24 protein-coding genes, 1 tRNA gene and 1 pseudogene are annotated in these 23,990 nt (G+C 65.1%); 15 read left to right on the top strand and 11 right to left on the bottom strand.

What is annotated here, in order from left to right:
- Positions 1-16 precede the first annotated feature (16 nt).
- From ABD791_RS17250 to ABD791_RS17240, 3 genes are all read left to right on the top strand, one after another.
- Positions 17-1,021, top strand: coding sequence for a DsbA family protein (locus ABD791_RS17250; protein ID WP_345068965.1), 1,005 nt, complete (start codon positions 17-19; stop codon positions 1,019-1,021).
- 103 nt (positions 1,022-1,124) lie between these two features.
- A tRNA-Thr gene (locus ABD791_RS17245) sits at positions 1,125-1,197 on the top strand.
- Positions 1,198-1,351: 154 nt separating this feature from the next.
- Positions 1,352-2,338, top strand: a complete 987-nt coding sequence (locus ABD791_RS17240; RefSeq protein WP_345068963.1) for a DMT family transporter — start codon at positions 1,352-1,354, stop codon at positions 2,336-2,338.
- Here ABD791_RS17240 and ABD791_RS17235 read toward each other — a convergent pair.
- Entirely contained in the window at positions 2,335-2,793 is a 459-nt protein-coding gene (locus ABD791_RS17235; protein ID WP_345068961.1) for a MarR family winged helix-turn-helix transcriptional regulator, read from the bottom strand. The two genes, ABD791_RS17240 and ABD791_RS17235, sit on opposite strands and share 4 nt — an antisense overlap.
- Positions 2,794-2,930: 137 nt before the next feature.
- On the opposite strand from ABD791_RS17235, the gene ABD791_RS17230 reads away from it, so the two are divergent.
- On the top strand, positions 2,931-4,406 hold the full coding sequence (locus ABD791_RS17230; protein WP_345068959.1) for an MFS transporter: 1,476 nt from the start codon (positions 2,931-2,933) through the stop codon (positions 4,404-4,406).
- Between the two features lie 179 nt (positions 4,407-4,585).
- Here ABD791_RS17230 and ABD791_RS17225 read toward each other — a convergent pair whose 3' ends face one another.
- Both ABD791_RS17225 and msrB read right to left on the bottom strand, forming a co-directional pair.
- A complete protein-coding gene (locus ABD791_RS17225) occupies positions 4,586-5,134 on the bottom strand; it encodes a nitroreductase family protein (protein WP_345068957.1) in 549 nt (182 codons plus the stop codon).
- A 67-nt stretch (positions 5,135-5,201) separates the two neighbouring features.
- Positions 5,202-5,615: pseudogene (gene msrB, locus ABD791_RS17220) on the bottom strand (peptide-methionine (R)-S-oxide reductase MsrB); the annotation flags it as partial.
- Between the two features lie 280 nt (positions 5,616-5,895).
- Between msrB and ABD791_RS17215 the strand changes: the two are divergent.
- From ABD791_RS17215 to groL, 5 genes are all read left to right on the top strand, one after another.
- On the top strand, positions 5,896-6,234 hold the full coding sequence (locus ABD791_RS17215) for a DUF3263 domain-containing protein (protein ID WP_345068955.1): 339 nt from the start codon (positions 5,896-5,898) through the stop codon (positions 6,232-6,234).
- Between the two features lie 2 nt (positions 6,235-6,236).
- Positions 6,237-6,842, top strand: a complete 606-nt coding sequence (locus ABD791_RS17210) for a LytR C-terminal domain-containing protein (RefSeq protein ID WP_345068953.1) — start codon at positions 6,237-6,239, stop codon at positions 6,840-6,842.
- A gap of 281 nt (positions 6,843-7,123) precedes the next feature.
- Positions 7,124-7,327 carry a cold-shock protein gene (locus ABD791_RS17205; protein ID WP_345068952.1) on the top strand — a complete coding sequence of 68 codons (204 nt, stop codon included), beginning with the start codon at positions 7,124-7,126 and terminating at the stop codon, positions 7,325-7,327.
- 68 nt (positions 7,328-7,395) lie between these two features.
- Complete coding sequence (locus tag ABD791_RS17200) at positions 7,396-8,451, top strand: DUF3048 domain-containing protein (protein WP_345068951.1); 1,056 nt, start codon at positions 7,396-7,398, stop codon at positions 8,449-8,451.
- A 118-nt stretch (positions 8,452-8,569) separates the two neighbouring features.
- Positions 8,570-10,198, top strand: a complete 1,629-nt coding sequence (gene groL / locus ABD791_RS17195; protein ID WP_345068949.1) for a chaperonin GroEL — start codon at positions 8,570-8,572, stop codon at positions 10,196-10,198.
- Positions 10,199-10,431: 233 nt separating this feature from the next.
- Here groL and ABD791_RS17190 read toward each other — a convergent pair whose 3' ends face one another.
- From ABD791_RS17190 to ABD791_RS17175, 4 genes are all read right to left on the bottom strand, one after another.
- Positions 10,432-10,722: a WXG100 family type VII secretion target gene (locus tag ABD791_RS17190; RefSeq protein WP_345068947.1), complete on the bottom strand. Its 291-nt coding sequence runs from the start codon at positions 10,720-10,722 to the stop codon at positions 10,432-10,434.
- A gap of 738 nt (positions 10,723-11,460) precedes the next feature.
- A complete protein-coding gene (locus tag ABD791_RS17185; protein WP_345068946.1) occupies positions 11,461-13,257 on the bottom strand; it encodes a sensor histidine kinase in 1,797 nt (598 codons plus the stop codon).
- A 31-nt stretch (positions 13,258-13,288) separates the two neighbouring features.
- Entirely contained in the window at positions 13,289-13,981 is a 693-nt protein-coding gene (locus ABD791_RS17180) for a response regulator transcription factor (RefSeq protein ID WP_345068944.1), read from the bottom strand.
- 65 nt (positions 13,982-14,046) lie between these two features.
- On the bottom strand, positions 14,047-14,757 hold the full coding sequence (locus ABD791_RS17175) for a helix-turn-helix transcriptional regulator (RefSeq protein WP_345068942.1): 711 nt from the start codon (positions 14,755-14,757) through the stop codon (positions 14,047-14,049).
- Between the two features lie 87 nt (positions 14,758-14,844).
- Here ABD791_RS17175 and folE point away from each other — a divergent pair, with 87 nt between their 5' ends.
- From folE to ABD791_RS17155, 4 genes are all read left to right on the top strand, one after another.
- Positions 14,845-15,480 (top strand): GTP cyclohydrolase I FolE, encoded by a 636-nt coding sequence (gene folE, locus ABD791_RS17170; RefSeq protein ID WP_345068940.1) that lies wholly within the window; start codon positions 14,845-14,847, stop codon positions 15,478-15,480.
- Positions 15,481-15,560: 80 nt separating this feature from the next.
- Positions 15,561-16,808, top strand: a complete 1,248-nt coding sequence (locus tag ABD791_RS17165) for an NAD(P)/FAD-dependent oxidoreductase (RefSeq protein WP_345068938.1) — start codon at positions 15,561-15,563, stop codon at positions 16,806-16,808.
- Between the two features lie 9 nt (positions 16,809-16,817).
- On the top strand, positions 16,818-17,723 hold the full coding sequence (gene folP / locus ABD791_RS17160) for a dihydropteroate synthase (RefSeq protein WP_345068936.1): 906 nt from the start codon (positions 16,818-16,820) through the stop codon (positions 17,721-17,723).
- Between the two features lie 32 nt (positions 17,724-17,755).
- The gene (locus ABD791_RS17155; protein ID WP_345068934.1) at positions 17,756-18,463 is read left to right on the top strand and encodes a pyrimidine reductase family protein; all 708 of its coding nucleotides are present in this window, start codon (positions 17,756-17,758) and stop codon (positions 18,461-18,463) included.
- A 238-nt stretch (positions 18,464-18,701) separates the two neighbouring features.
- On the opposite strand, the gene ABD791_RS17150 is transcribed toward ABD791_RS17155, so the two are convergent.
- The 3 genes from ABD791_RS17150 to ABD791_RS17140 all read right to left on the bottom strand — a co-directional run bounded on the left by ABD791_RS17150 (position 18,702) and on the right by ABD791_RS17140 (position 22,588).
- Positions 18,702-20,345: a DNA repair helicase XPB gene (locus ABD791_RS17150; protein WP_345068930.1), complete on the bottom strand. Its 1,644-nt coding sequence runs from the start codon at positions 20,343-20,345 to the stop codon at positions 18,702-18,704.
- Between the two features lie 93 nt (positions 20,346-20,438).
- The gene (locus tag ABD791_RS17145) at positions 20,439-22,307 is read right to left on the bottom strand and encodes a helicase-associated domain-containing protein (RefSeq protein ID WP_345068928.1); all 1,869 of its coding nucleotides are present in this window, start codon (positions 22,305-22,307) and stop codon (positions 20,439-20,441) included.
- A 5-nt stretch (positions 22,308-22,312) separates the two neighbouring features.
- Positions 22,313-22,588, bottom strand: a complete 276-nt coding sequence (locus ABD791_RS17140) for a hypothetical protein (RefSeq protein WP_345068927.1) — start codon at positions 22,586-22,588, stop codon at positions 22,313-22,315.
- A 94-nt stretch (positions 22,589-22,682) separates the two neighbouring features.
- Here ABD791_RS17140 and ABD791_RS17135 point away from each other — a divergent pair, with 94 nt between their 5' ends.
- Both ABD791_RS17135 and ABD791_RS17130 read left to right on the top strand, forming a co-directional pair.
- On the top strand, positions 22,683-23,063 hold the full coding sequence (locus tag ABD791_RS17135; protein WP_345068926.1) for a cold-shock protein: 381 nt from the start codon (positions 22,683-22,685) through the stop codon (positions 23,061-23,063).
- On the top strand, positions 23,056-23,778 hold the full coding sequence (locus tag ABD791_RS17130; protein WP_345068924.1) for a DUF3027 domain-containing protein: 723 nt from the start codon (positions 23,056-23,058) through the stop codon (positions 23,776-23,778). The genes ABD791_RS17135 and ABD791_RS17130 overlap by 8 nt, the downstream gene beginning before the upstream one ends.
- Here ABD791_RS17130 and ABD791_RS17125 read toward each other — a convergent pair.
- Positions 23,740-23,973, bottom strand: coding sequence for a DUF2530 domain-containing protein (locus tag ABD791_RS17125; RefSeq protein ID WP_345068922.1), 234 nt, complete (start codon positions 23,971-23,973; stop codon positions 23,740-23,742). The two genes, ABD791_RS17130 and ABD791_RS17125, sit on opposite strands and share 39 nt — an antisense overlap.
- Positions 23,974-23,990 lie beyond the last annotated feature (17 nt).

The following is a 23,990-nucleotide window of genomic DNA, read 5'->3' as shown; positions in this document are numbered from 1 at the left end:
ACCGGAACGAGTATTAATGACAATCGGTGGATCAGGCGACGATCACCTCTCAAAGAGCCAGCGACGCGACGCTGCCCGTCACAAGGCGAAGCAGCTTCGCGAGAATCAGAAGAAGAAGGACCGTCGAAACCGGGTCTTCCTGCAGGGCGGAATCGCCCTCGCCGCCATCGCAATCGTCGGCCTCATTGCAGTTGTCATTGTCACGTCCATTCGCCCTGTCGGTCCCGGACCGGCGAACATGGCGAGCGACGGCATCCTGATCGGCGAGGGCATGAAGGTCGTGCAGACCTCCGCCCTCCGCCCAGAGGCCAAGCCGATTCCGTCGAAGCCGGATGCCACGGGCACCGTCACCGACATCCGGATCTACCTCGACTACCTCTGCCCGCTCTGTGGCGACTTCGAGAAGACCAACAGCAAGCAGATCGCCAAGCTCGTTGAGTCCGGTGCTGCGACGGTCGAGATTCACCCTGTGGCACTGCTGACCCGCAAGTCAGCGGGAACCGAATACTCCCTGCGCGCGGCCAACGCCGCGGCGTGTGTGGCGAACTATGCGCCAGACTCCTTCTTCGACTTCAACTCGGCGATGTTCGTCGACCAGCCCGAAGAGGGCTCGGCCGGTCGCAGCGATGCCGAACTTCTCGACGTCGTGAAGGCGTCCGGAGTGAAATCAAACCTCACGGCGATCGGTACCTGCATCACCGATCGCACCTTCACCTCGTGGGTGGACGCGGCGACCACGCGCGCCGTCACCGGCCCGCTGCCCAACACCGATCTCAAGGCGATCAAGGGCACCCCGACCGTGCTCGTGAACGGCAAGCAGTATGTCGGGTCGCTCACCGACCCGAAGGAGTTCGCCGCCTTCGTGCTGCAGGCTGCGGGGGAGACCTACTCCACGTCGACCGCCACGCCGGTTCCGACCGCGACTCCGGCTCCGGCCGAGCCTGCTCCGGCGGAGCCGGCTCCCGCTGAGACTCCGGCTCCCGCTGAGACTCCGGCTCCGGCCGAAACTCCGGCCGGATAGCGCTCGGCGCTTCGGCAGCTGTCGCCGCAAACCACCGTGGCCAGGTCGGTTTTCGCAAGAGTGGCCTCGACCATTTAGGATATAGACCGAGGTTTCGCCTCATGCCGGCCTGGCGCAATTGGTAGCGCACCACTCTTGTAAAGTGGGGGTTACGGGTTCAAGTCCCGTGGCCGGCCCTGTAACGCCCTACTCCCGACTGGGATGTGGGGCGTTTTCAGTATCTGCGCGACGCGCAAGAGTGAGCCAACCCAACGGTTGCCCGCGCTTGCCAGCGCTTTCGGCGATCGAGCTCAACGCGGGCCGCACTCGGGCGGCTCGTAGAATCATCTGATGACCCAAACCAGCCCAGCCCCGATCGTTTCGTCGTCAGCACCGGCGAAGCACCGCGGCATCCCGGTGTGGCTGGCCGTGGCCTTCGCCGTCGTGTTTGGCGCGCTCAACGCCATTCAGTCGCGCCTCAACGGTGAACTGGGTCATCAGCTCGGCGACGGCTTCGTCGCCGCGGTGATCTCGTTCGGCAGCGGCCTGGTGATTCTCAGCATCGCCATGCTGCTCTGGCCGACGGGCCGACGCGGGCTCGGCAAGGTGCGCGCGGCGCTGACGGTTCGATCGTTGTCGTGGTGGCACATCCTCGGCGGCACGGCAGGTGCGTTCTACGTGCTCTCCCAGAGCCTGACCGCTTCGTTGCTCGGCGTCGCGCTCTTCACCGTCGCGGTCGTGGCCGGGCAGACCGTCAGCGGGCTCGTCATGGACCGCTTCGGCGTCGGTCCCGGCGGCCACCATCCGCTGACCGCGCCCCGTGTGATCGGGGCGATCGTCACCCTGCTCGCCGTCGCACTGGCCGTGTCCGGACAGTTCGCGAGCGGGGTTCCGCTCTGGCTGATGTGGATGCCGTTGGTCGCCGGATTCGGTCAAGGCTGGCAGCAGGCTGTCAACGGCCGAGTGCGGGCTACCGCCGAGAGCGCGCTGACCGCAACGTTTCTCAACTTCGTCTTCGGCACCATTGTCCTGGTAATCGGACTACTGGTGCACAGCCTGTTCGTCGGGCTGCCGACCCAGCTGCCGAGCGACCCCTGGCTCTACCTGGGCGGCGCCATCGGCTGCATCTTCATCGCCGGCAACGCCCTGATCGTGCGCACGACCGGCGTGCTGGTGCTCGGGCTGGGAATCGTCGCCGGCCAGCTGCTCTGCGCGCTCGCGCTCGACCTGTTCGCCCCGACGCATGCCGGCCCGATCGCCTTCTCGACGATCGCCGGCACGGCCCTCGCCCTGGTGGCCGTGCTGATTGTCGGCGTGCGCCGCAGGGAAAAGCGCTAGTCGGCGAGCCGGGGCCAGGGAGCTGACTCGAGGCGTTCGACCTGCTCGTTGAAGTCGCGCAGGAGGCTCATGAGCTGCTGCTGCTTCTCCGCCGGCCAGTCGCCGACGACGGCACTCAACTCGTGCTCATGGGAGGCGCGCGCGTCGAGGAGCGCGGCCCGGCCCGCGGCGGTGGGTGCGAAACGGCGAGCCACCTCGCCGGCGGCCCCTGGAACGTATTCGACGTACTCGTGACGAAGCAGCGCGCCCAGCTGGCGATGCACTGTCGAGGTGTCAAGACGCAGGGCCTGCGAGAGCTCCTTGAGCGTCATCGGGTCCACCAGTTCGAGCCGATTGAGCAGCACATAGCCCGAGCGGTCGAGCGCGGATGAGGCGGCGGGCGGCCTCAAATGGTAGCGGGACAGCAGCATGAGCTCGTAGTGAAGCGGCTTCAGCGGTTCGCGAGGCTCCGGCACGGCTCTCCTTGTGGTTCGTCGAGTCTTGCTCACCAGCCTATCTCGCTCTTGCATCATGCACGGCTATTGCATCATGCAAATTGCTTGTACTATACATAGGCGCCGTTTCGTGCCCCCACTTTTCCTTCAGGAGCCCAATGACCCCGGATCTATCAACACCAACGACTGCTGCTCGCCCACCTCGCTTTGCCGTCGTCGTGCTCGCATTCGTGGGAATCGTCGTCTCACTCATGCAGACGCTGGTGGTGCCGCTGATTCCTCAGCTTCCGTCGCTGCTTCACACCACGGCCACCGACGCATCCTGGATCATCACCGCCACGCTGCTGGCCGGGGCGGTCGTGATGCCCATCGCCGGGCGTTTGGGCGATATGTTCGGCAAGCGACGGATGCTGGTCATCTCGCTCGCTCTTCTCGTTGTGGGATCCGTCTTCTCCGCTCTGACGAGCTCACTGGGAATGATGTTGGCGGGCCGAATTCTGCAGGGACTCGCGATGGGTGCCATTCCGCTCGGAATCAGCATCCTGCGTGATGTGCTCCCACGCGAGAAGGTCGGCCCAGCCGTGGCGGCGATGAGCGCTTCCATGGGAGTCGGCGGTGCCATTGGGCTGCCCGTATCGGCATTGATCGCACAGAACGCCGATTGGCACGTGCTGTTCTGGGCCGCAGCCGGTCTGGGCGTCGTTTCGCTGGTCTTGGTGGCAACGATTCTGCCCGAATCACCGGTGCGCACCCCGTCACGCTTCGACTTCGTGGGCGCCCTGGGATTGGCAGCCGGATTGATTGCCCTCTTGCTTCCGATCACCAAGGGCGCGAGCTGGGGCTGGACGAGCCCGTTGACGCTGGGGCTCTTTGCCGCTGCGGCACTCATCCTCGTGCTCTGGGGGATTCTCGAGTTGCGACTGGCCTCTCCGCTGGTTGACCTCCGAGTCTCTGCTCGTCCCCGGGTGCTCTTCACCAACCTGGCCTCGATCGCCGTTGGCGTCGCCATGTATGGCATGAGCCTGTCGTTTCCGCAGCTGCTGATGGCACCGACGTCTACCGGGTACGGGCTGGGGTTGACCATGGTTCAGGCCGGTCTCGCGATGGCACCGGGCGGCATCGTCATGATGCTGCTCTCGCCCGTCTCGGCGCGGTTGACCGCGCGACGCGGACCCAAGACGACACTGATCATCGGCGCAGTGGTGATCGGCGCCGGCTACGTTCTCGCGTTCTTCCTCATCGACGCGGTGTGGCAGATTGTTGCCGCCTCCATGGTGATCGGCGCCGGCATCGGGCTGGCCTACGCCGCCATGCCCGCCCTGATCATGGGGGCGGTGCCTCCCACCGAAACCGGTGCGGCGAATGGCCTCAACGCGTTGATGCGCTCGGTGGGTACGTCGGTCTCGGCAGCGGTGATGGGAATGATCTTGGCCAACATGACGATGTCGTTTGGCTCGGTCACGGTTCCATCCCTGGCCGGATTCCACGTGACATTCGCTGTCGCCATCGGCTCTGCGGCCGCGGCTCTCGTGCTGGCGGCTCTGATTCCGCGCAGCCGCAGTGCAGTCGAGGAGCCACCGACGAACGGGACGAGCTCTCGGAGCGCACGCCGTCGGGTGTCGAGCGCGGCCTGATTGCTGTGCCGTAGCCGCTGCGCGGGTCGGATGTCGCGGCGTGGGTCGGCGCCAACTGGCGCAGCGGCATCCGACCCGCGTAACGGCATCCATTGGATGAATCTGTTGCCGCGCCCGGTGAAAACCGCTGCGCCCAATGAAGTCACTGGGCGTAGCGGTTTTCGACCCGCGCAGCGCAGCTACAACGCCGAGAGAAACTTCTCGGGATCGATCTTCAGCCGCTTGCCGGCCTTCGCGTTGGCGGGCACCCCGCCGACGTACAGCCAGCCGAGCAGCTCCTCGGTGTCGGCCAGCTTGTGCATTTTGCGCACCGTGGTCGCGCGCGTGAGCGGTCCGGTGCGCCAGAACACGCCCCAACCGGCGTCAGCGAGCAGCAGGCTCAGCATGTGGGCGACGCCGGCCGCTGTGGCGTCCTGCTCCCATTTCGGCACCTTGCTGCTGCGTTGACGGCTCGCCACCACGGCGATCAGCAACTCGGCCCGCAGCGGCTTGGCGGCCATCCCTGGGTCGCGTTCACCCTTCTTACCGGATGCCGCCACCAACGCCTCACCGAGGCGCTCACGCGCTGCGCCACGCAACTCGATCAGCCGCCATGGGCGCAGGGCACCGTGGTCGGCCACCCGCGCCGCGGCCTCAACCAGAGGAAGCAGCTCGGCGTGACTCGGGGCATCCACGCTCACCCGGGAGTAGGAGCGTCGCCCTGCGACCGCTGTGAGCACCTTCGACATCGAACTACTCAGACGATTCGGTCGGCCCAGTCGACGTCGGCTCGGTCTCAGGCGTCTCAGGCGTCTCAGCCGACTCGGTCGTCTCAGCGGGGGCGAAGTTCAGCGAGATTGAGTTCATGCAATAGCGGTCTCCGGTCGGAGTGCCGAAGCCGTCATCGAAAACGTGGCCGAGGTGGGAGCCACAGCTCGCACAGCGCACCTCGGTGCGCTTCATGCCGAGAGTGTCGTCCTCGATCAGCTCGACCGCTTCCGGGCGCACCGACTCGTAGAAACTCGGCCAGCCGCAGTGCGAATCGAACTTCGTTCCGCTCTTGAACAACTCGGCGTTGCACGCGCCACAGGTGTAAATTCCCGCGCGGCCCTCGTCGAGGAGTTCGCCGGTCCAGGCGCGCTCAGTTCCGGCCTCACGCAGCACCGCGAACTTCTCGTCACCCAGCTCTTCGCGCCATTGCTCCTCAGACTTCGTGACTTCGTAGCTCATGCTGTGTCCCTTCACTTACAAGTCGCAACAGAGCGACTCAACCTGTCACAAGACTAAACTCCGCAGCGCCCGCGCCACATTCCGTGAGGGCTGAACACAGGCTGTCCCGGGGGTTTCGTTACGGGATGTGACGGTGCTGCGGCTGACAGGACGGCCCGCGATGCTGTCGCTAGACGAGGGCGGATTCGGCGAATAGTCAGGCCGCTCCGCTTAGGATGGCGATGGTCATGCTGACGACTGTGCCGACGACCGTGCCGAGCCGAAGAGAGGGCGAGATCTGGTGGAAGAAGACCGTGCCCCCGACGCCAAGCCCGCATCCGTCGCCCCGAAGCTGTCAGATCGTGACCTCGCCATCCTGGCTTTCGAAGCGCAATGGTCGGAGCATGTCGGCGCAAAAGAACAGGCGATTCGCGCCGAGTTTTCGCTGTCGGCCGCCCGCTACTATCAGTTGTTGGGCGCGCTGATCGACTCACCGCTCGCTCTCGCCCACGACCCCATGCTGATCAAACGACTTCAACGGATGCGTGACGCTCGCTCGGTAGCTCGAGCGCGTCGATCGATCCACACCCCTGACTACACGCGATCGAATGATCTGCCGAACAAGGACCGAACAGACTGACGATGCCTCGCAACACACCGAACGATCGATTCGATTCCCTCCCGCATTCCGTTGACCGCGTCGGCGCGCACCGTGGACCGGCCAAGAAGGGTCGCGGTTGGATCGTGCTGGCCTGGGCGTTCGGCGCGACGGTGCTGCTCGTCGGCGCTGGCGTCGCCGTGCTCTTCTTGCAGAACGACAAACTCAATTTCTCGGCACCAGGGGCCGCCTCGAGCGCTGCCCCTGCGGCTTCGGCAACGCCAACGGCCACCCCAGAGCCGACCGAAACGGCAGCTGCAGAGCCGCCAGCCGAAACGACCGCACCGGTTCCGGAGGCAACTGTCGACCCGAGTCTGAGCGTGACGGTGTTGAACGGTACCCCCGGTACAGGGGTGGCCGCCGCTGTCGGCGAGACCCTGACCGCCGCCGGCTGGACAGTGGACGACACCGGAGACGCTGACAGTGAAGACGTCGCGACCACCATCGTTTACTACTCGGACGCAGCGCTCGAACCGGCAGCGCGTGGCGTGCTTGCATCGCTGCCTGGCGCGGAAACACGCCTCTCCGACGAGTTTTCGGGCAATGGAGCCTCCTTGACGGTCGTCGTCGGAAACGACTACGCCGGCTAACTCGATCTGGAGTTGATGCCGCTTCTTCGAGCCAGGTGCGCGGCATCCGCGGCCATGAACACCATGTAAATTCTGCATTCCAGTCAGAAAAATTGCTGTGTCAAACCCCTTCTCTTCTGCCCCCATTTCGCTAGTATCTGGTCTTGGTCGCCCATTTTTGCCGGTGTTGGCCTGTCTCGCAGAGGCGATCTGACCCCGGCAGAGTGAACGCAGTCACTGCGGCCGGCCCGGCACGGTCAAGAGGCAGGTGCTGACGGAAACACAGCAATCGGGAGTAACAGATGGCGAACGGAACCGTGAAGTGGTTCAACGCTGAAAAGGGCTTCGGCTTCATCACTGTCGACGGGGGAGGGCAGGATGTCTTCGTGCACTACTCCGCCATTGACATGAACGGATACAAGGTTCTCGAAGAGGGCCAGCAGGTGGTATTCGAGGTCGGTACCGGGGCGAAGGGGCCCCAGGCCGAGTCGGTGCGACCAGCCTAAGTAGTTAATTTCGGGGCGCGCCCCGTCTAGCGCCGTCCGGTTCACCGGGCGGCGCTAGTGTTTGGCGGATGCACGCCACAACGCCCGGTCCCCGTCCACAGCGTCGCTTTGCGGGATGGGGCATCGCTCTGCTGATTCCCGTCTTGGTGCTCACCGCGTGCACAAACGCCGCGCCGGAGCCGACCTCAACGCCTCGGCCCGTCGTGCCGAGCTCTACGCCGACACCGACTGTCGTCGCCCTGGCCCCGTTGCGCGGAACCCCACAGGATCTGGGCAGTGCGACCTCCCCTGCCCTCTCGGTGAAGATCGACAATCACGAAGACGCCCGGCCGCAGATCGGCCTGGAGCGCACAGACATCGTCTTCGAAGAACTCGTCGAGGGTGGGCTCACCCGCTATGTGGCCGTGTGGCAGTCAGACATCCCCGACCTCGTCGGCCCTGTACGGTCCATTCGGCCGATGGACCCCGACATCATCACTCCGTTCGGCGGGATCGTGGCGTACTCGGGCGGCCAAGAGATATTCATCGCCATGATGGAGGCCACTCCGGTCGTCAACGCCAGGTTCGACGACGATGAAACGGGTCTCTTCTATCGCATCGATGAGAAGGACTCCCCGCACGACGTCGTCGTCGAGGCGAAAGAACTCATCGCCCTGCACCCAGACCTGGCGCCGCCTGTGCAGCAGTTCACTTATGCCACGACCCCGGCAGAAGCCGCCGCCGTCGTCTCTGGCACGCCCACCACCACGATTAACAGCCGATTCTCGGATGCCCGTTGGCCGAGTTGGAATTGGAACGCCGCGAGCAGCAGCTACCTGCGTTCGCAAGAGGGCGAAGCCGACCTCGACAGCAACGGTGCTCAACTGCAGGCAACGAATCTGCTCGTGCTGCGCGTCGGCATCGACGATACCTATGGCGACGTGCCGAAGACGGTCATGCTGGGCTCCGGAGAGGCCTGGGTATCGACCGGCGGCAAGACGGTGCATGCCACCTGGTCAAAGGATGCCGCGGGCTCGCTGATCCGCCTGGTCGCCGACAACGGCGCCCTGATCACTCTCGCCGCAGGCAACACCTGGATCGAGCTTGTTCCGACCGACACCGGTTCGGTGGAACTCGTACCGTAACCCGACGTCGTTCACTTGCACTCTCGACCCCTGAGTGCCAGAATCGACTTGGCACTCTCTCCGTTTGAGTGCTAATCCGTCACAGTTTTGGAACGTCCGGGAGGGACGAGAAACACACATGGCAAAGATCATCGCTTTCAATGAAGAGGCCCGTCGCGGCCTGGAGCGCGGCCTGAACATCCTCGCTGACACGGTCAAGGTCACCCTCGGCCCGCGTGGACGCAACGTCGTGCTGGAGAAGAAGTGGGGCGCCCCCACGATCACCAACGATGGCGTTTCCATCGCCAAGGAGATCGAGCTCGACGACCCTTACGAAAAGATCGGTGCCGAGCTCGTCAAGGAGGTCGCTAAGAAGACCGACGACGTCGCTGGCGACGGCACCACCACCGCTACCGTTCTCGCTCAGGCCCTGGTTCGCGAAGGACTGCGCAACGTCGCAGCCGGCGCCGACCCGATCAGCCTCAAGCGCGGCATCGAGAAGGCGACTGCAGCAGTCATCGCCGAGCTCATCGCCAGCGCCAAGGAGATCGAAACCAAGGAAGAGATCGCTGCCACGGCATCCATCTCCGCCGGCGACGCCGAAATCGGCGCCATCATTGCTGAAGCGATCGACAAGGTCGGCAAGGAAGGTGTTGTCACCGTTGAGGAGTCGAACACCTTCGGCACCGAGCTTGAGCTCACCGAGGGCATGCGCTTCGACAAGGGTTTCCTGTCGGCATACTTCGTGACCGACCCCGACCGTCAGGAAGCGGTCTTCGAAGACCCCTACATCCTGATCGTCAACTCCAAGGTCTCCAACATCAAGGACCTGCTGCCGATCGTTGACAAGGTCATCCAGAGCGGCAAGCAGCTCCTCATCATTGCTGAGGACGTCGACGGCGAGGCTCTGGCCACGCTCGTTGTGAACAAGATCCGCGGCATCTTCAAGTCGGTTGCCGTCAAGGCTCCTGGCTTCGGCGACCGTCGCAAGGCGCAGCTGCAGGACATCGCTATCCTCACCGGTGCACAGGTCATCTCTGAGGAGGTCGGCCTCAAGCTTGAGAACGTCACCCTCGACCTCCTCGGTAACGCCCGCAAGGTCGTCATCACCAAGGACGAGACCACCATCGTCGAGGGCGCTGGCGACGTCGAAGCCATCGCCGGCCGCGTTGCTCAGATCCGTTCCGAGATCGAGAACACCGACAGCGACTACGACCGTGAGAAGCTCCAGGAGCGTCTCGCCAAGCTTGCCGGTGGCGTTGCAGTCATCAAGGCCGGCGCCGCGACGGAGGTTGAGCTCAAGGAGCGCAAGCACCGCATCGAGGACGCCGTTCGTAACGCAAAGGCAGCTGTCGAAGAGGGCATCGTCGCCGGTGGTGGCGTTGCACTCATCCAGGCTGGCAAGACCGCATTCGAGAGCAAGGCAATCCTTGACCTCGTCGGCGACGAGGCAACCGGCGCGAACATCGTGCGCGTTGCCATCGACGCTCCGCTCAAGCAGATCGCACTCAACGCCGGCATGGAGCCGGGCGTTGTTGCAGACAAGGTGCGCAACCTGCCCGTCGGACACGGCCTCAACGCCGCGACCGGTGAGTACGTTGACATGATCGCTGCCGGCATCAATGACCCGGTGAAGGTCACCCGCTCCGCGCTGCTCAACGCATCGTCGATCGCTGGTCTGTTCCTCACCACCGAGGCCGTTGTCGCTGACAAGCCGGAGAAGAACGCTGCTCCGATGGGCGACCCGTCCGGCGGCATGGACTTCTAAGTCCAAGCCACCTGCTTCACCTGTTTCATGCGCTGGGCGTCTCCTTCGGGAGGCGCCCAGCGTTGTTGTTTGTCCGTTGGTCGAGCATGGCCAGCCGCCACTGGCGCGATCACCGATGTCGCGGCACGTGGTGGAGAAGCCGGCACGCGGTCAAACACCTGCCCCGAGCACATACGCGTGCCGCGAGCACACACTGCATGCGTGAAGCGCCTGGCGAATCAACGACAGGCGCGTCAGCGCCCGAAGAGCCGCGCGTTCGCCTGCTCGATCTCGGCATACTGCTGCCCGGCCACGCTCAACGCGTGGTTGATCGACTCCAGGCTCTGCTCGACGAGCTGCTGAGTGGACCGCCACTCGGCGACCACCCCCTGAAAAGCCGTCGCGGCCTGACCTGACCACGACGCCTCCAGGTTGGTGAGCTGGGCGAGCAGCCCGCTGACCTCGCCCTGAATGCGTGTGATCGAACCCCGCACCGCAGTTGTCGTGCCGAGAACTGCCTCACTGTCTACCTGATACCGAGTCATGATGCTCCTTTCACCTCACGCAGGAATGCGGGATGCGAGCCACGCTACGGCGACGCAAGAGCGGCACGGATGCCGTGGGTCGGCATCCGTGCACAACCTCCCGATCGGCCAGCGGGGGAGGAGCGCTCCTCCTCGAGTCGGGACGGCGCCAGGGGGAACCGAGCTCAGGAGTGGAGGTACGTCGGCGACGGCGCGTCTCCGGCCCAGTCTGCGCTCTGGACCGCGACATGCCTCCGTTCCTGAACTGGCCCCGTACGCAAAGGAGGAGATTCTGCAACACGCCGTGCTGAACAGCCTGTTTTGCTCGGTGATTCGCAGAATCTCCTCCTTTGCGTGACGCACAATCCACGGCCAGCGGGCGGATGCCGGTGGTTCGGCGTCTCGGTACCTCATCGGTCGGTCCCTCATCGGTCAGTCCCTCATCGATCGGTGACGAGTCGGGTGGGGTTCGAGCGTGAAATACCTCGCGGGCACATCGCGACGTGACACACACAAGCATGCCGATCCCATTCGACGGAGATTCGGCCCATTTCGCGCCGAAACAGCAGCCATTATCGGCGTGTCGCCAGTAATCTCCGTCGAATGGGCGGTGAGACAGAGGTGGCAGCTCACAATCGGGACGCGGGGGAGGCACACTCAGTTGTGCGACCGGATGGGGGCCGGGTGCGTGGGTGTGGGTCAGGTGGGTGTGGGTCAGGTGGGTGTGGGTCAGGTGGGTGTGGGTCCGATGCGCGCGTGCTAGTTACGCGGCGACGTGATCAGTGGGCGCGGAGCGTTCGGTGAGCCCGCCAGCGGGAACCAGATGCGGAACGTGGCGCCGCCACCCGGAGTCTCGAGCACCTCGACGGTTCCGTTGTGGCCGGCCACGATGGAGGCGACGATGGCCAGGCCCAGCCCGCTTCCGCCGGTCTCCCTGGCGCGAGAGGTATCGGCTCGCCAGAACCGCTGAAAGATCTTCTCGCGAATCTGCGGCGGAATTCCCTCGCCATGGTCGATCACAGCGACCGAAGCGCGTTGATTGCGACGGTCGACGGCGACCTCGAGTTCGATCGGGCTGTCAGGCGAGGTGAACCGCAAGGCGTTGCCCATCAGGTTCGTGATGACCTGACGGATCTTGTTCTCCTCGGCCATGATCACCGCGGGAACGGTCGGCTGCTCCTGTTCGACAGCCGGCGACGCCATCGCAACCGGGTCGTCCGTCTTGCGTGGCTTGCGTGTGCGCAGCCGGGCGAGAGTGGCGCCGAACGAAATGGTCCCGGTTGCCGGGGCGACGGTCTGGGTGCGCCCGGCCGCGGATTTGGCCGCAGCGGTCTTGGACGCGGCGGCCTTGGACGCGGCCGTCTTGGCCTGAGCCGGCGCGGCTTGCGGGGTCGTCTTCGCCGCAGTGAGCGGCTTCACTTCTCCGGTGGAATGGGCGAGGTCGATTGCATCCAGCTCGGCGGTGTCGACGAATTCCGTCGGGGTCGCCGTGACAACGGTGACGACCCGGCCCGGCGACTGCGCCATCGCATCGAGCGCGGCGTCGCGCGCCAGTGGCATGAGGTCGACCGGGGCGAGCTTCAGCGGCTTGGCTTCATCGAGGCGTGCCAGCTCGAGCAGGTCCTCCACGAGGCCACCCATCCGGATCGCCTCTTTTTCGATGCGCTCCATCGCCTGCGCGACCTCTTCAGGGGTCTGCAGCGCGCCCATCCGGTAGAGCTCGGCGTAGCCGCGCACCGAGACGAGGGGAGTGCGCAATTCGTGGCTGGCGTCGCCGACGAAGCGACGCATTTGGTCGATGGTGCGCGCTCGATCTTTGAAGGCTCGATCGATGCGACTGAGCATGGTGTTGAGCGATCGGTTGAGCCGGCCGACCTCGGTATTCGGGGTTGCCCCGCCGAGCCGTTGACTGAAGTCTCCGTCGGCGATGGCCGCAGCGGTGCGCTCGACCTCGCGCAACGGCGCAAAGGTGCTCGTGACCAGGAGTCGGGTCAGCAAGGCGCCGACAATGACGACGCCGAGCCCGAATCCGAGAAAAATGGTGAGATACGTCGCCATAGTGTTCTCGGTCGGTTTGAGCGAGACGGCCATCAGTAGGGTGCCATAGGTGCCCTGCGGACTGATGACAAAGGGCACGGCGACGGCGTGGAACGTGGTGTCGCCGGCCTCGTTGTGCAGGGTCAGGATGGCGCCGTCGAGCGCGTTGACCGACTCCAGATCCATCGGAATCCCGACCTCGGGCAGCTCGGCTCTCGGCCGATCGTGCCAGGTGTGGTACCGCAGCACGCCGCTCTCGTCGTACAGGGCCACGTAGTAGTCGGACGAGACACCATCTGCACTGTTCTGGGTCAGAGCGCCCGCCGTCGTCGAAGTCAGCGCGGTCTGCGCCTCCGTCTGCAGCCGGGCATCCACTTGCTGGATGACATACTGGCGCAGCATGGCCATGGTGCCGATGCCAGAGACCAGAAGTCCGAGCGTCAGCATCAACACGGTCACGCCGGTGATTTTTGAGCGGAGGGAGACGCGGTTCCACCGCTGGGTGAGTGACTCGTGCATCAGGCCCCCAGTTTAGGAGTGGATTCTGGGACTATGCCTTGGCAGCCTTGAGCATGTACCCGAAGCCACGCTTGGTCTGAATCAGCGGCTCGCTCGAGTGCGCGTCGACCTTGCGGCGCAGGTAGGAGATGTAGGACTCGACGATGCCGGCGTCGCCGTTGAAGTCGTACTCCCAGACGTGATCGAGGATCTGCGCCTTCGACAGAACCCGGTTGGGGTTCAGCATCAGGTAGCGCAAAAGCTTGAACTCGGTGGGAGAGAGCTCAATCGGAACGTCGCCGACGAGTACCTCGTGGGTGTCCTGATCCATGGTGAGTTCGCCGGCGCGGATGACCGCATCTTCGTCGGCCTGCATGGTGCGGCGCAGGATGGCCTTGATGCGAGCGACGATCTCGTCGAGGCTGAACGGCTTCGTGACGTAGTCATCGCCACCGACGGTGAGGCCGGTGATCTTATCTTCGGTGTCGTCCTTCGCAGTGAGGAACAGGATGGGGGCCGTGTATCCGGCCGAACGCAGGCGCTTGGTCACGCCGAAACCGTTCATGTCAGGCAGCATGACGTCGAGGATGATGAGGTCGGGCTCTTCTTCCAGCACAGCGGAGATTGCCTGCGCGCCGTTGCCGACCGCGCGCACGGCAAAACCGGCGAAGCGGAGGCTTGTGGTGAGAAGATCCCGGATGTTGGGCTCGTCGTCGACAATGAGAATGCGGGGGCCATCAGTCATAACGACAGTATCTGCGCGTTAGCTGGTACTTTGCTGGGAGTGGCTGGGGTGGCTCACTGCGGCAACTATGCGCCCGCTGTGCGAGGGCTGATGCGGATGCAGCAGCGTCCGGCGTCTGCGTCGCTCACCACGGTGTGGGCGTCGTCTCCGGCACCTGCGGCCAAGCCGTTGACGAACTCGTAGTTGAGAGCACAGACAATCGCGGTGTGATGCTGCGCGAGACGGTGAAACGGGCAGTTTCCGAACACCAGATCGTCGTCGTCTGTCACCGGCTCGAAACCGTTCTGCTCGAGCGCTTCTGGCAACGACGATGCCCGCGAACCGGCCTGGTTGCCCTTCGCCTGGGCGACGGTGCGGAGGGCGTCGTGAATCGGCTGGCCAGATGCCGCGGAGAGTTCGATCGCGCTCGCGAGCACATCGCCGGCCAGGTCGTAGTGGCGCTCGGGCACCGAGACGCTGAGCTCGGTGCTCGCGCGGCGGTAGAGCTTCGCGGGGCGCCCGGCGCCGGGGCCGCTGCGGCCGCTGAGACGCTTGTACTCGACCTCAAGAAGGCCGAGCTCGGCGAGGCGATCGAGGTGAAACGCTGTCGTGCTGCGGGAGAGCCCTGCCGCTTCGGCTGCGGCGTCCCGAGTGACCGATCCGGGGCTGCGGGACACCAGATCGAAGAGTGCGCGCCGTGCCGGATCGGACAGGGCGCTGACGGCCGCCACCCGGGCGGAGAGCGGGGCGGGTGCGTCGGGCTTTTTTAGTGCATCGAATGGTGCTGGGGCGTTCATGAGCACATTCTAACTCTAAAAAGCATGGATCTTGACAAAAGAGTTCTGCCGATCTAGCGTCGGAGTACCAGCGCGGAAAGGCCCGTCATGTCACCTGCAGAACTGCCACTGAACGCACCCGTTGCCCTGCGGCATCCGTCGCCCCTGCATCGGGTTGAATCAACATCTGCGATCGACCGGGTGAAGGCTACCGCCGCCGTCGCCGACCTGCTCACCGCGCTCGGACGGGACACCGGCACCGCGCATCTGGCCGAGACTCCGCGGCGCGTGGCGGATGCCTTCATCGAGATGCTCACACCGAGAGACTTCGCGCTGACCACGTTTGTGAACGATGAGGGTTACGACGAGCTCGTGGTCGTGCGGGACATTCCCTTTCACTCGCTCTGCGAGCACCACCTGCTGCCATTTCAAGGGGTCGCGCACATCGGCTATTTGCCGGGCGATCGCATTCTGGGGCTGTCGAAGTTTGCCAGGGTGCTCGAGTTCTTCGCCCGCGACCTGCAGGTGCAGGAACGCCTGACCAAGCAGGTGGCCGACTGGTTGCAGAGCGAACTCGCACCGCGCGGTGTCGGGGTTGTGATCGAGGCCGAGCATCTGTGCATGTCGCTGCGCGGTGCTCAGGTGTCGGGAAGCCGCACCACCACCAGCGCGGTGCACGGCTCCATTCGCGACGATCAGCGCACCCGCGAAGAGTTCTTCGCGCTGTGTGGGCTGCGGCCCTGACCCGCTCAGTGGCCTGAGACAGAGCAGCCGAGAGACAGAGCAGCCGAGAGACAGAGCAGCCGAGAGAAGGAAGACTCCGCATGAGCAACGATCAGACATTCATCATCGTCGGCGCGGGGCTCGCTGGCGCGCGTGCGGCCGAAGGGATGCGCGAGCAAGGCTTCGACGGGCGCATTCTGCTCGTTGGCGCCGAAGACGCTCTGCCATACATCAGGCCGCCGCTGTCAAAGGAATACCTGACCGGAAAGATGGAGCAAGACGACACCTTTGTGCATCCGGCCGAGTGGTACGCCGAACACCACGTGACTCTGCTGCCCGGCGCTACCGCCGTCGCCCTCTCGCCGGGCACCCACGAACTCACACTCGATGACGGCCAGACCCTTCACTATGACAAGCTGCTGCTGGCGACGGGCGCGTCCTCACGCCGTTTTGCGGGGCCGGGTGCCGACCTGATCGGCGTGCATCACCTGCGCACATTTGGGGAGTCGGCCCATCTGCGCGAATGGCTCGAACCGGGACTGCGCAATGTGGTCATCGTCGGCGCCGGCTGGATCGGCCTGGAGGTGGCCTCGGCCGCCCGCGGCTACGACAACACCGTGACGGTGCTGGGGCGTGAAACCGTGCCGCTGAACGTCGCGATCGGCGACGAAGTGGGCGCGGTCTTCGGGCAGCTTCACCGTGACAACGGAGTGACGGTGCGCATGGAGACCGGGGTGAGCGCCCTTCTCGGCGATGCGAATGGGGTCACCGGCGTACAACTCGACACCGGCGAAGTTGTGCCAGCCGACGTGGTCGTGGTCGGCATCGGGGCAGTGCCGAACGTGACGTTGGCCCAGGATGCCGGGTTGGCCGTTGCGAATGGAATCGTCGTGGATGCCGCCTTCCGTACACTCGATCCTGATATCTACGCCGTCGGTGACGTGGCCAGCGTGTTCCACCCCGTGCTCGGACATCCGCTCCGGATCGAGCACTGGGCCAACGCCGAGAATGCCGGTCGCGCGGCCGGAAGGTCGATGGCCGGCGCCGCTGTCAGTTACGACGAGATCCCCTATTTCTACACCGACCAGTTCGACCTCGGCATGGAGTACTCGGGGTACGGCGAACTGACCCGCACTGCCCAGGTCGTGTTTCGCGGTGACCCCGTCAAGCGGGAGTTCATCGCGTTCTGGGTCGCCGACGGGCGTGTGGTCGCGGGAATGAACGTCAATGTGTGGGACGTCCATGAGACAGTTCAACGTTTCATCAGAACCGGCGTGCAGGTGGACCCGGCGCGCCTAGCGGATGAGAACATTGCACTGGAGGACCTGCTGGCCTCCACGACCGGATAGGGGCAGGATTTGAGTGCAGTCACCGCGTCGGGAATCGTGCTTCCCGACCTGATCCACCCGCAACGCACCCTGGGCGGGCGGGTCTTCGACTTCTCGTGTGAGGTAGCGGTGATGGCAATCATCAACCGCACTCCCGACTCGTTCTACGATCGCGGCGCGACGTTCGCGCTCGACGCTGCCGTCGCATCCGCTCGCCAAGCGGTGGCCGACGGCGCCGACTGGGTCGACATCGGCGGGGCCAAGTTCGCGCCAGGGCCGGCGATCCCGATCAATGAAGAGATCGACCGGGTGATTCCGGTGATCGAAGGGCTCCGCGGCTCTGGGGCGGTCATCTCGGTCGACACCTTCCATGCCGAGGTCGCCAGGGCCGGCATCGCCGCCGGCGCCCACGTCGTCAATGACACGACGGGGGTGCACGACCCGGCCATGGCCGAGGTCGTCGCCGACAGCAATGCGACCCTCGTGATCACGCACAGCCTGGCGAAGCCACGGATGCCCTACCCGGCCCCGCGCTATGACGATGTCGTCGCCGAGGTGGCGGCCTTTCTGCGGCAGCGAGTCGACCTCGCGGTCGCGCACGGGGTGCCGCTGGAACGCATCGTGATCGATCCGGGCCACGACCTCAACAAGAACACGCTGCACTCGCTCGAGTTGACCCGTCGGCTCGGGGAGATCGCCGCCATCGGGCTGCCCGTGCTGGCCGCGGTGTCGAACAAGGACTTCATCGGCGAGACGCTCGACCGGGAGCGGTCTGAACGGGTCGACGGGTCGATCGCTGCCGCCGTCGTCTGCATCCTGCAGGGCGCTCGCATCGTGCGCATGCACAATGTGCGCGCCGCCGTCGACGCGGTGCGGATGACCGAGACGATCCTCGGTTTCCGTGCGCCGGCGTATCTGCGCCACAACATGGCCTGAGGCGATTTGATGCGTGAAACGGAAGTGCACCGATGCTGAACCGCGACGAGCTCCTCGACCGCTACCGAATCAGCGACCGGTCGGCACCCGGCGTGCGGATGAACTTCATCGCCACCCTCGACGGGGCGGCAACGCGCGACGGGCTCAGCGGCGCGTTGAACAATGCCGACGACAAGCAGGTCTTCGACACCTTGCGCACGTTGACCGACGTGATCCTGGTCGGCGCAGGCACGGTGCGTGCCGAGGGTTACGGCGGGGTGAGGCTCGAACCCGTGGATGCGGCCTGGCGGGTTTCGCAGGGAATGCCCGAGCAGCCCGCACTCGCGATCGTCTCGTCGCGACTCGAGATCGACCCGGCGCATCCGTTCTTCGCTGATGCCGTGAGCCGGCCACTGGTGATCACTCACGCCGCCGCGCCGGCAGAACGGCGGGCGGCGCTCGCCGCGGTCGCCGACGTGATGATCTGTGGAGAGGCTGCGGTTGATCCCCGGCTGATGCTTGCCGAGCTCGCCACCCGCGGACTCGGCCAGGTGCTCTGCGAGGGCGGTCCACACCTCTTCGGCGACTTGCTCGCCGCCGATTGCGTCGACGAACTCTGTCTCAGTCTCAGCCCGGTGCTCGACGCCGGGAACGCCGGGCGGATCGCGGTGAGCGCCGCGGCAACCCCGCGGCCCATGCGCCTGCTGCACTCGTTCGCGGCCGGCGACATGCTCTTTCTGCGCTATGGTCGGGCGCGCTGACGCGACCGCCTCGTCGATCGGTATATGGCCTTTTCGTTGATCGAGGAGGCCGCCCGCGGCCGTCTCGAGACCTCGTGCGCCGATGTTTGAACGCAACCCGAGTTCAAGGATTGGCTCGCGAGATCTCGAGACGCGTGCTCGCAAGCTCGCGCGCTCCTCGATCAACGAAATGGCCCATATGCCTCATAGACACTCGCTGGCGCTCGCTCCGCGATCAATGAGAGGGCGAGACGGCGCGCTACACCTCGACGAGACTGTGCGCGTCGAGAATCGTGTAGCTGTAGCCCTGCTCGGCCAAGAACCGCTGCCGGTTCTGCGCGAAGTCCTGGTCGACGGTGTCGCGTGCCACGAGTGTGTAGAAGTTCGCGGTGAGACCCGACTCCTTCGGCCGCAACAGGCGTCCGAGACGCTGCGCCTCCTCCTGCCGGGAACCAAACGAACCCGACACCTGGATGGCCACTGTCGCCTCAGGCAGGTCGACCGAGAAGTTCGCCACCTTCGACACGACGAGCACCTCCACCTCGCCGACCCGGAACGCCTGAAACAGTCGTTCGCGTTCGTCGACCGGCGTCGATCCGGTCAGCTTGGGGGCGTTGAGCGCCTCGGCCAGCTCGTCGATCTGGTCGAGGTACTGACCGATCACCAGGATGCGTTCACCCGGGTGCTTTGCGACCAGCCGCTTGACGACATCCAACTTCGCCGGCGCGGTGGCGGCCAGCCGGTAGCGCTCGTCGTCGGCTGCCGCCGCGTAGCTCAGCCGTTCGGATTGCGGCAGGTCGATGCGCACCTCGTAGCAGGCGGCGGGGGAGATGAAACCCTGGGCTTCGATCTCCTTCCACGGGGCATCGAAACGCTTCGGGCCGATCAGGCTGAACACGTCGCCCTCCCGGCCGTCCTCACGCACGAGCGTGGCGGTGAGGCCGAGGCGTCGACGCGCCTGCAGCTCGGCGGTCAGCTTGAACACCGGCGCCGGAAGCAGGTGCACTTCGTCGTAGACGACGAGTCCCCAGTCCATCGCGTCGAGCAGGGCCAGGTGGGCATATTCGCCCTTGCGCTTCGCCGTCAAGATTTGGTAAGTCGCGATCGTGACCGGCTTGACCTCCTTCACCTGACCCGAGTACTCACCGATCTCGTCGGCGGTCAGGGTGGTGCGTTTGAGTAGCTCGTCACGCCACTGCCGGGCCGACACAGTGTTCGTCACGAGGATCAAGGTGTTGGTCTTTGCCGTGGCCATCGCCCCAGCGCCGACGAGGGTCTTGCCCGCGCCGCAGGGCAGCACGACAACACCGGAACCGCCTTCGAAGAAGTTCGAGACGGCCTTGTTCTGATAGTCGCGCAGCGCCCAGCCGTCTTCGACCAGGTCGATTGGATGCGGGGTTCCCGGCGTGTAACCGGCTAAGTCCTCGGCCGGCCAGCCGAGCTTGACGAGCTCCTGTTTGAGCTGCCCGCGGGCCCAGGCCTCGACGAGGAATGAGTCGGGTGTCGGATGCCCGATCAAGAGTGGGGCGATGCGCTTGGCTCCCGAGATTTCGGTGAGCACCGCCTCATCGGTGCTGCGCAGAATCAACGCGCCATCGGCATCCCGATCGATCACCAACCGGCCATACCGGCCGACAGTCTCAGCGATGTCGACCGACACCGTCTGGGGGATGGCGAACTTGGAATACTTCTCGAGCGTTGCCAACATATCCGCCGCGTCATGCCCGGCAGCGCGCGCGTTCCAGAGGCCGAGCCGGGTGATCCGGTAGGTGTGGATGTGCTCTGGCGCGCGTTCCAGCTCGGCGAAAATAGCGAGATCGTGGCGTGCGTCCTCGGCGAGCGGGTGTGCAACTTCGAGCAACACCGTGCGGTCGCTTTGGACGATCAGTGGTCCGTCAGACATAGCCGCCAATCCTACGCCCGTCTGGCGAGTGGCGGGGGCAGGGCGCGCCTCCGACACGGCACAACACGCGATGTACCCGCGCAAACGGAGGTGTTAGGGCGCCGGTGAAATGCTGACGATGCTGGAGATCGGAAGAGTGCGTTCGATGTCAGCGCGCCGATCCCTGGCGCGGAACCGCCCGCCGCCGACGCTTGCCGGTTCGAGCAGATAGTCGACGACGACCCCGCCGGGCATCGCAATGCTCACGGTGACCGTCTGCTTCATTCTGATCGCGGCATCAAGTTGCCGGGCCAGCCAGGCGCCGGCTGCCTTGCCCTCACCGCCGTCGCTGGTGCGCAGTCGCTCAACCAGGTCGACTGCCGGGTCGGATGCGGCGACGGGCGTCTTCTGCGCGAGCGGAACCCGGCGCACATGAACGATCTCGCCTGACTCGTTCTCAGCGGCGACCGGGTAGCGGGAATCGCTCAATGCCCAGAAGACAGCGTCGACGGCGAACCTGCTGCCCAGCCGGTCCGGCCCGAGGCGGTGCAGCCCAAGGGGGGTCAAGGTTTGGTCGACTTCGATGGTGCCGAGTAGTGCGGGATCCGCCGAACGCACGACAGATTGGGCCGGGGCGTCGTCGGCCGAGGCCGGCAGCACGCGAACGCGACCGTAGCGGGCGGCGGATTCCCGAATCAGGTAGTCGAGCGGCTGGGGAATGCCGGTCAGGGAGATGGACCGCAGAAACTCAAGCAATGATTCGGCGGTCTCGCCGGCTGCCAGGGCCCGATTCACCGACGCGGCGGTGATGCGGTAGCTCGAGGCGAGTTCTCGGCTCTCCACATCGGCCAGCGCGCGCAGACGGGCATCGATCGAGGGGGCCAGAGGGCCGGGGGACACAATGGACAGGTCGTGTTGCAGGTAGACGGTGCCGACCTCGGCCGGCAGCGAGGCTTCCATGATGGCGATAGCGTCGTCGAATGCTCCGCCGAGCACTGCAGCGCCGGCGGAACTCGTGGTGTGATGCGCGGTGATTCCGATGAACTCAGCCTCGGCCTGCACCGCCGTCACACGGTCGTCCAGCCAGGCACCGCCGGCCGGGTAGAGCCAGCCGAGAAAGTCGCGCAGCTCGCCGTCCCAGAAGACGCCGGCCTGGGCGGGCAGGATGTCGAGGACATCGGTCGGCAACGACGCACGCCAGGATGCGGCCAAGGTCGACCACCGGTGAGGGGTGCTGCCCATCAGCCAGGCTTCGCCCAGCTCGGTTTGACGCCAGTAACCCTGTTCTTTGGCGATCAGTTCGGCGCGCGCGGCGAGAGCGACCAGGGTGGGAACTGCCTCGACCTCGACCGCGGCGGCTACCGCGAGTCGTTTGGTGTCTGGCAGTCCGAGCCCGCCGCGACTGAGCTCGTGCACGGGCTCGCGGGAGATCTCGCTGACCAGTTCGGCGAGCGATGACACGGCGGTGAAGGCGCGCTCGGCCGCCAAATTTGTGGTGAACGCGGCGTCGGTGTCGGTGGGTGGGGCAAACGACGGCGGTGCTGCGACAGAGGCGAGCATCGTCGCACTCGGCAGACCCAGCTCCGGCCAGGTGGCCAGATGAGCGCTCACCGCGTCGTATGGCTTCAGGTGGCCGTCGGAATAGATTGCCAGCAGCATGGTGTCGAGCTGCCCGGCGACGGCTTCGACCTGGCTCACCGCAACCGGGCGTTCGCCGAGAGCGCTGAGGCGAGCGGCGATCTCGGCCACGGTCGGGGAGAGTGCTGTGTCGTCGGCCAGGGGACTCTCGCCGGCGATGGCGAGCACCGCGAGGGTCGCACGGTCGAGGTGGGCGAGCGTGTTCTGGATCGCGACGGGATCCAGCAGCGCCTCGGCCAGGTCGAAGAAATCATTGATGCCGGTGGCGGACACCAGGCGGGCCTCGATGGCACGGCGCAACGCCGCGTCATCCAATGCACGAAGACGCGACGCGAGCGTGAGCATGGCCGCTAGCTTTTGTTCGCTCGGGTTTGACGGCTGCGGCGCACGGTGCTGATCACGAGGAGGGCGATGATCAGAACGAAGCCGACGGGAAGGCCGAACAGCGGAAGCATGATGACGAACGGCCAGATACCGGTGCTGAAGCCATCGTTGGCTCCGACGCCGGCAGCGGTTGCGGCGATCACGGCGACGAAGGCGATGATCGAAAGCCCGATTACGGCCGCAACCATATAGGCCAGGATGCGGTCGATCCGTTGCGGACTCGGCGGGGGTTGAATGGTCACAGTCCAAGGATAACGGGCACGGACCCACCGAAGGCGAATAAGCTGGGTCTTGAAGACGTGCATTTCAGCGCGCCCGAATTTCAGCGAGGTTCACATGCCCACCGGCAAAGTCAAGTTTTACGACGAGGAAAAGGGTTTTGGTTTCATCAGTTCTGATGATGGCCAGGAAGTTTTCCTTCACGCATCCGCGCTTCCCGCGGGAGTAACCGTCAAAGCAGGCTCCAAACTCGAGTTCGGAATCGCCGACGGCAAGCGCGGTGCACAGGCGCTCTCTGTGCGCGTGCTCGAAGCGCCGCCGAGCTTGGCGAAGATGAGCCGCAAACCGGCCGACGACATGGCGATCATTGTCGAAGACCTCGTCAAGTTGCTCGATGGCATCGGGGCGAACTTGCGTCGCGGTCGGTACCCCGACAGCGCCCACAGTCGCACGATTGCAGCGATGCTGCGCAAGGTTGCCGAGGAACTCGATGCGTGATGACGAGCAGACATCGATCGGGGCCGAGCTGATCGATGCTGAGTCAGTTGCAGTCGAATCAGTCGCAGTCGAAGTTTCAGCCGAAGTGGCAGCCGATTCAATCGCAGCGGAGTCGATCGCGGCCGACGAGACCCTTCTCGCGGCCGTCGATGTCGCTCGCGCCGCGCTGACCCAGATCACTCCGGCCGACACGATCGGTGAGCCGGTCGGTCACATTGTCGAAGACGAGCACGTTCTGTCGTTGCTGTTCGACTGCCTGATGACCGGATACCCCGGTTGGCACTGGACCGTGACGCTGTCACGCATCGATCAGGATGCCGCTCCGACGGTTCTGGAGACCGAGTTGATGCCCGGAAACGACGCGTTGCTCGCCCCGGAATGGGTGCCGTGGTCTGACCGCCTTGCCGAACACCGCACCGCGCAGGAACTTGCTGCCGTCCAGGAAGCGCTGGAAGGTGCCGACGACGACGACGCTGACGGCGACGAAGACGACGAATCAGATGATTCGGACGACTTCGACGACGATGACGACGACGATGACGACGACGATGACGACGACGACGACGAGAACGATGATGACGCCGAAGACGCCCTCGACGAGGACGCTCTTGACCACGACGACTTCGACGATGACGGTGACGACGCCCTCGACGGAATCGATTTCAACGAAGCTGAGCTAACGTCGCCGGAACTGAACCCAGACCAGACCAGCTAGTCCGAGTCCCAGACCGATCAGGGTGCACCACAGCCACCAGCCGAGCCCTGCGGCGTCGAGTTCGGCGCGCAGACTGAACACGATAATGGTGGCGACCAGCCACGCCACCGTGCCGGCAAAGTAGGCCTTGCGCGCGTCAGTGCGCGCGGGCAGGGGGTCGGGACGTCTCTCGCTGTCTTTCAACCACAAGCGCATGAGACGTCCCTGACCGC

The sequence above is a fragment of the Glaciibacter kafniensis genome (assembly GCF_039538945.1).
Taxonomy (GTDB): domain Bacteria; phylum Actinomycetota; class Actinomycetes; order Actinomycetales; family Microbacteriaceae; genus Cryobacterium; species Cryobacterium kafniensis.
The sequence above is the reverse complement of the archived record's forward strand: the minus strand, read 5'-3'. Positions and strand labels throughout refer to the sequence as shown.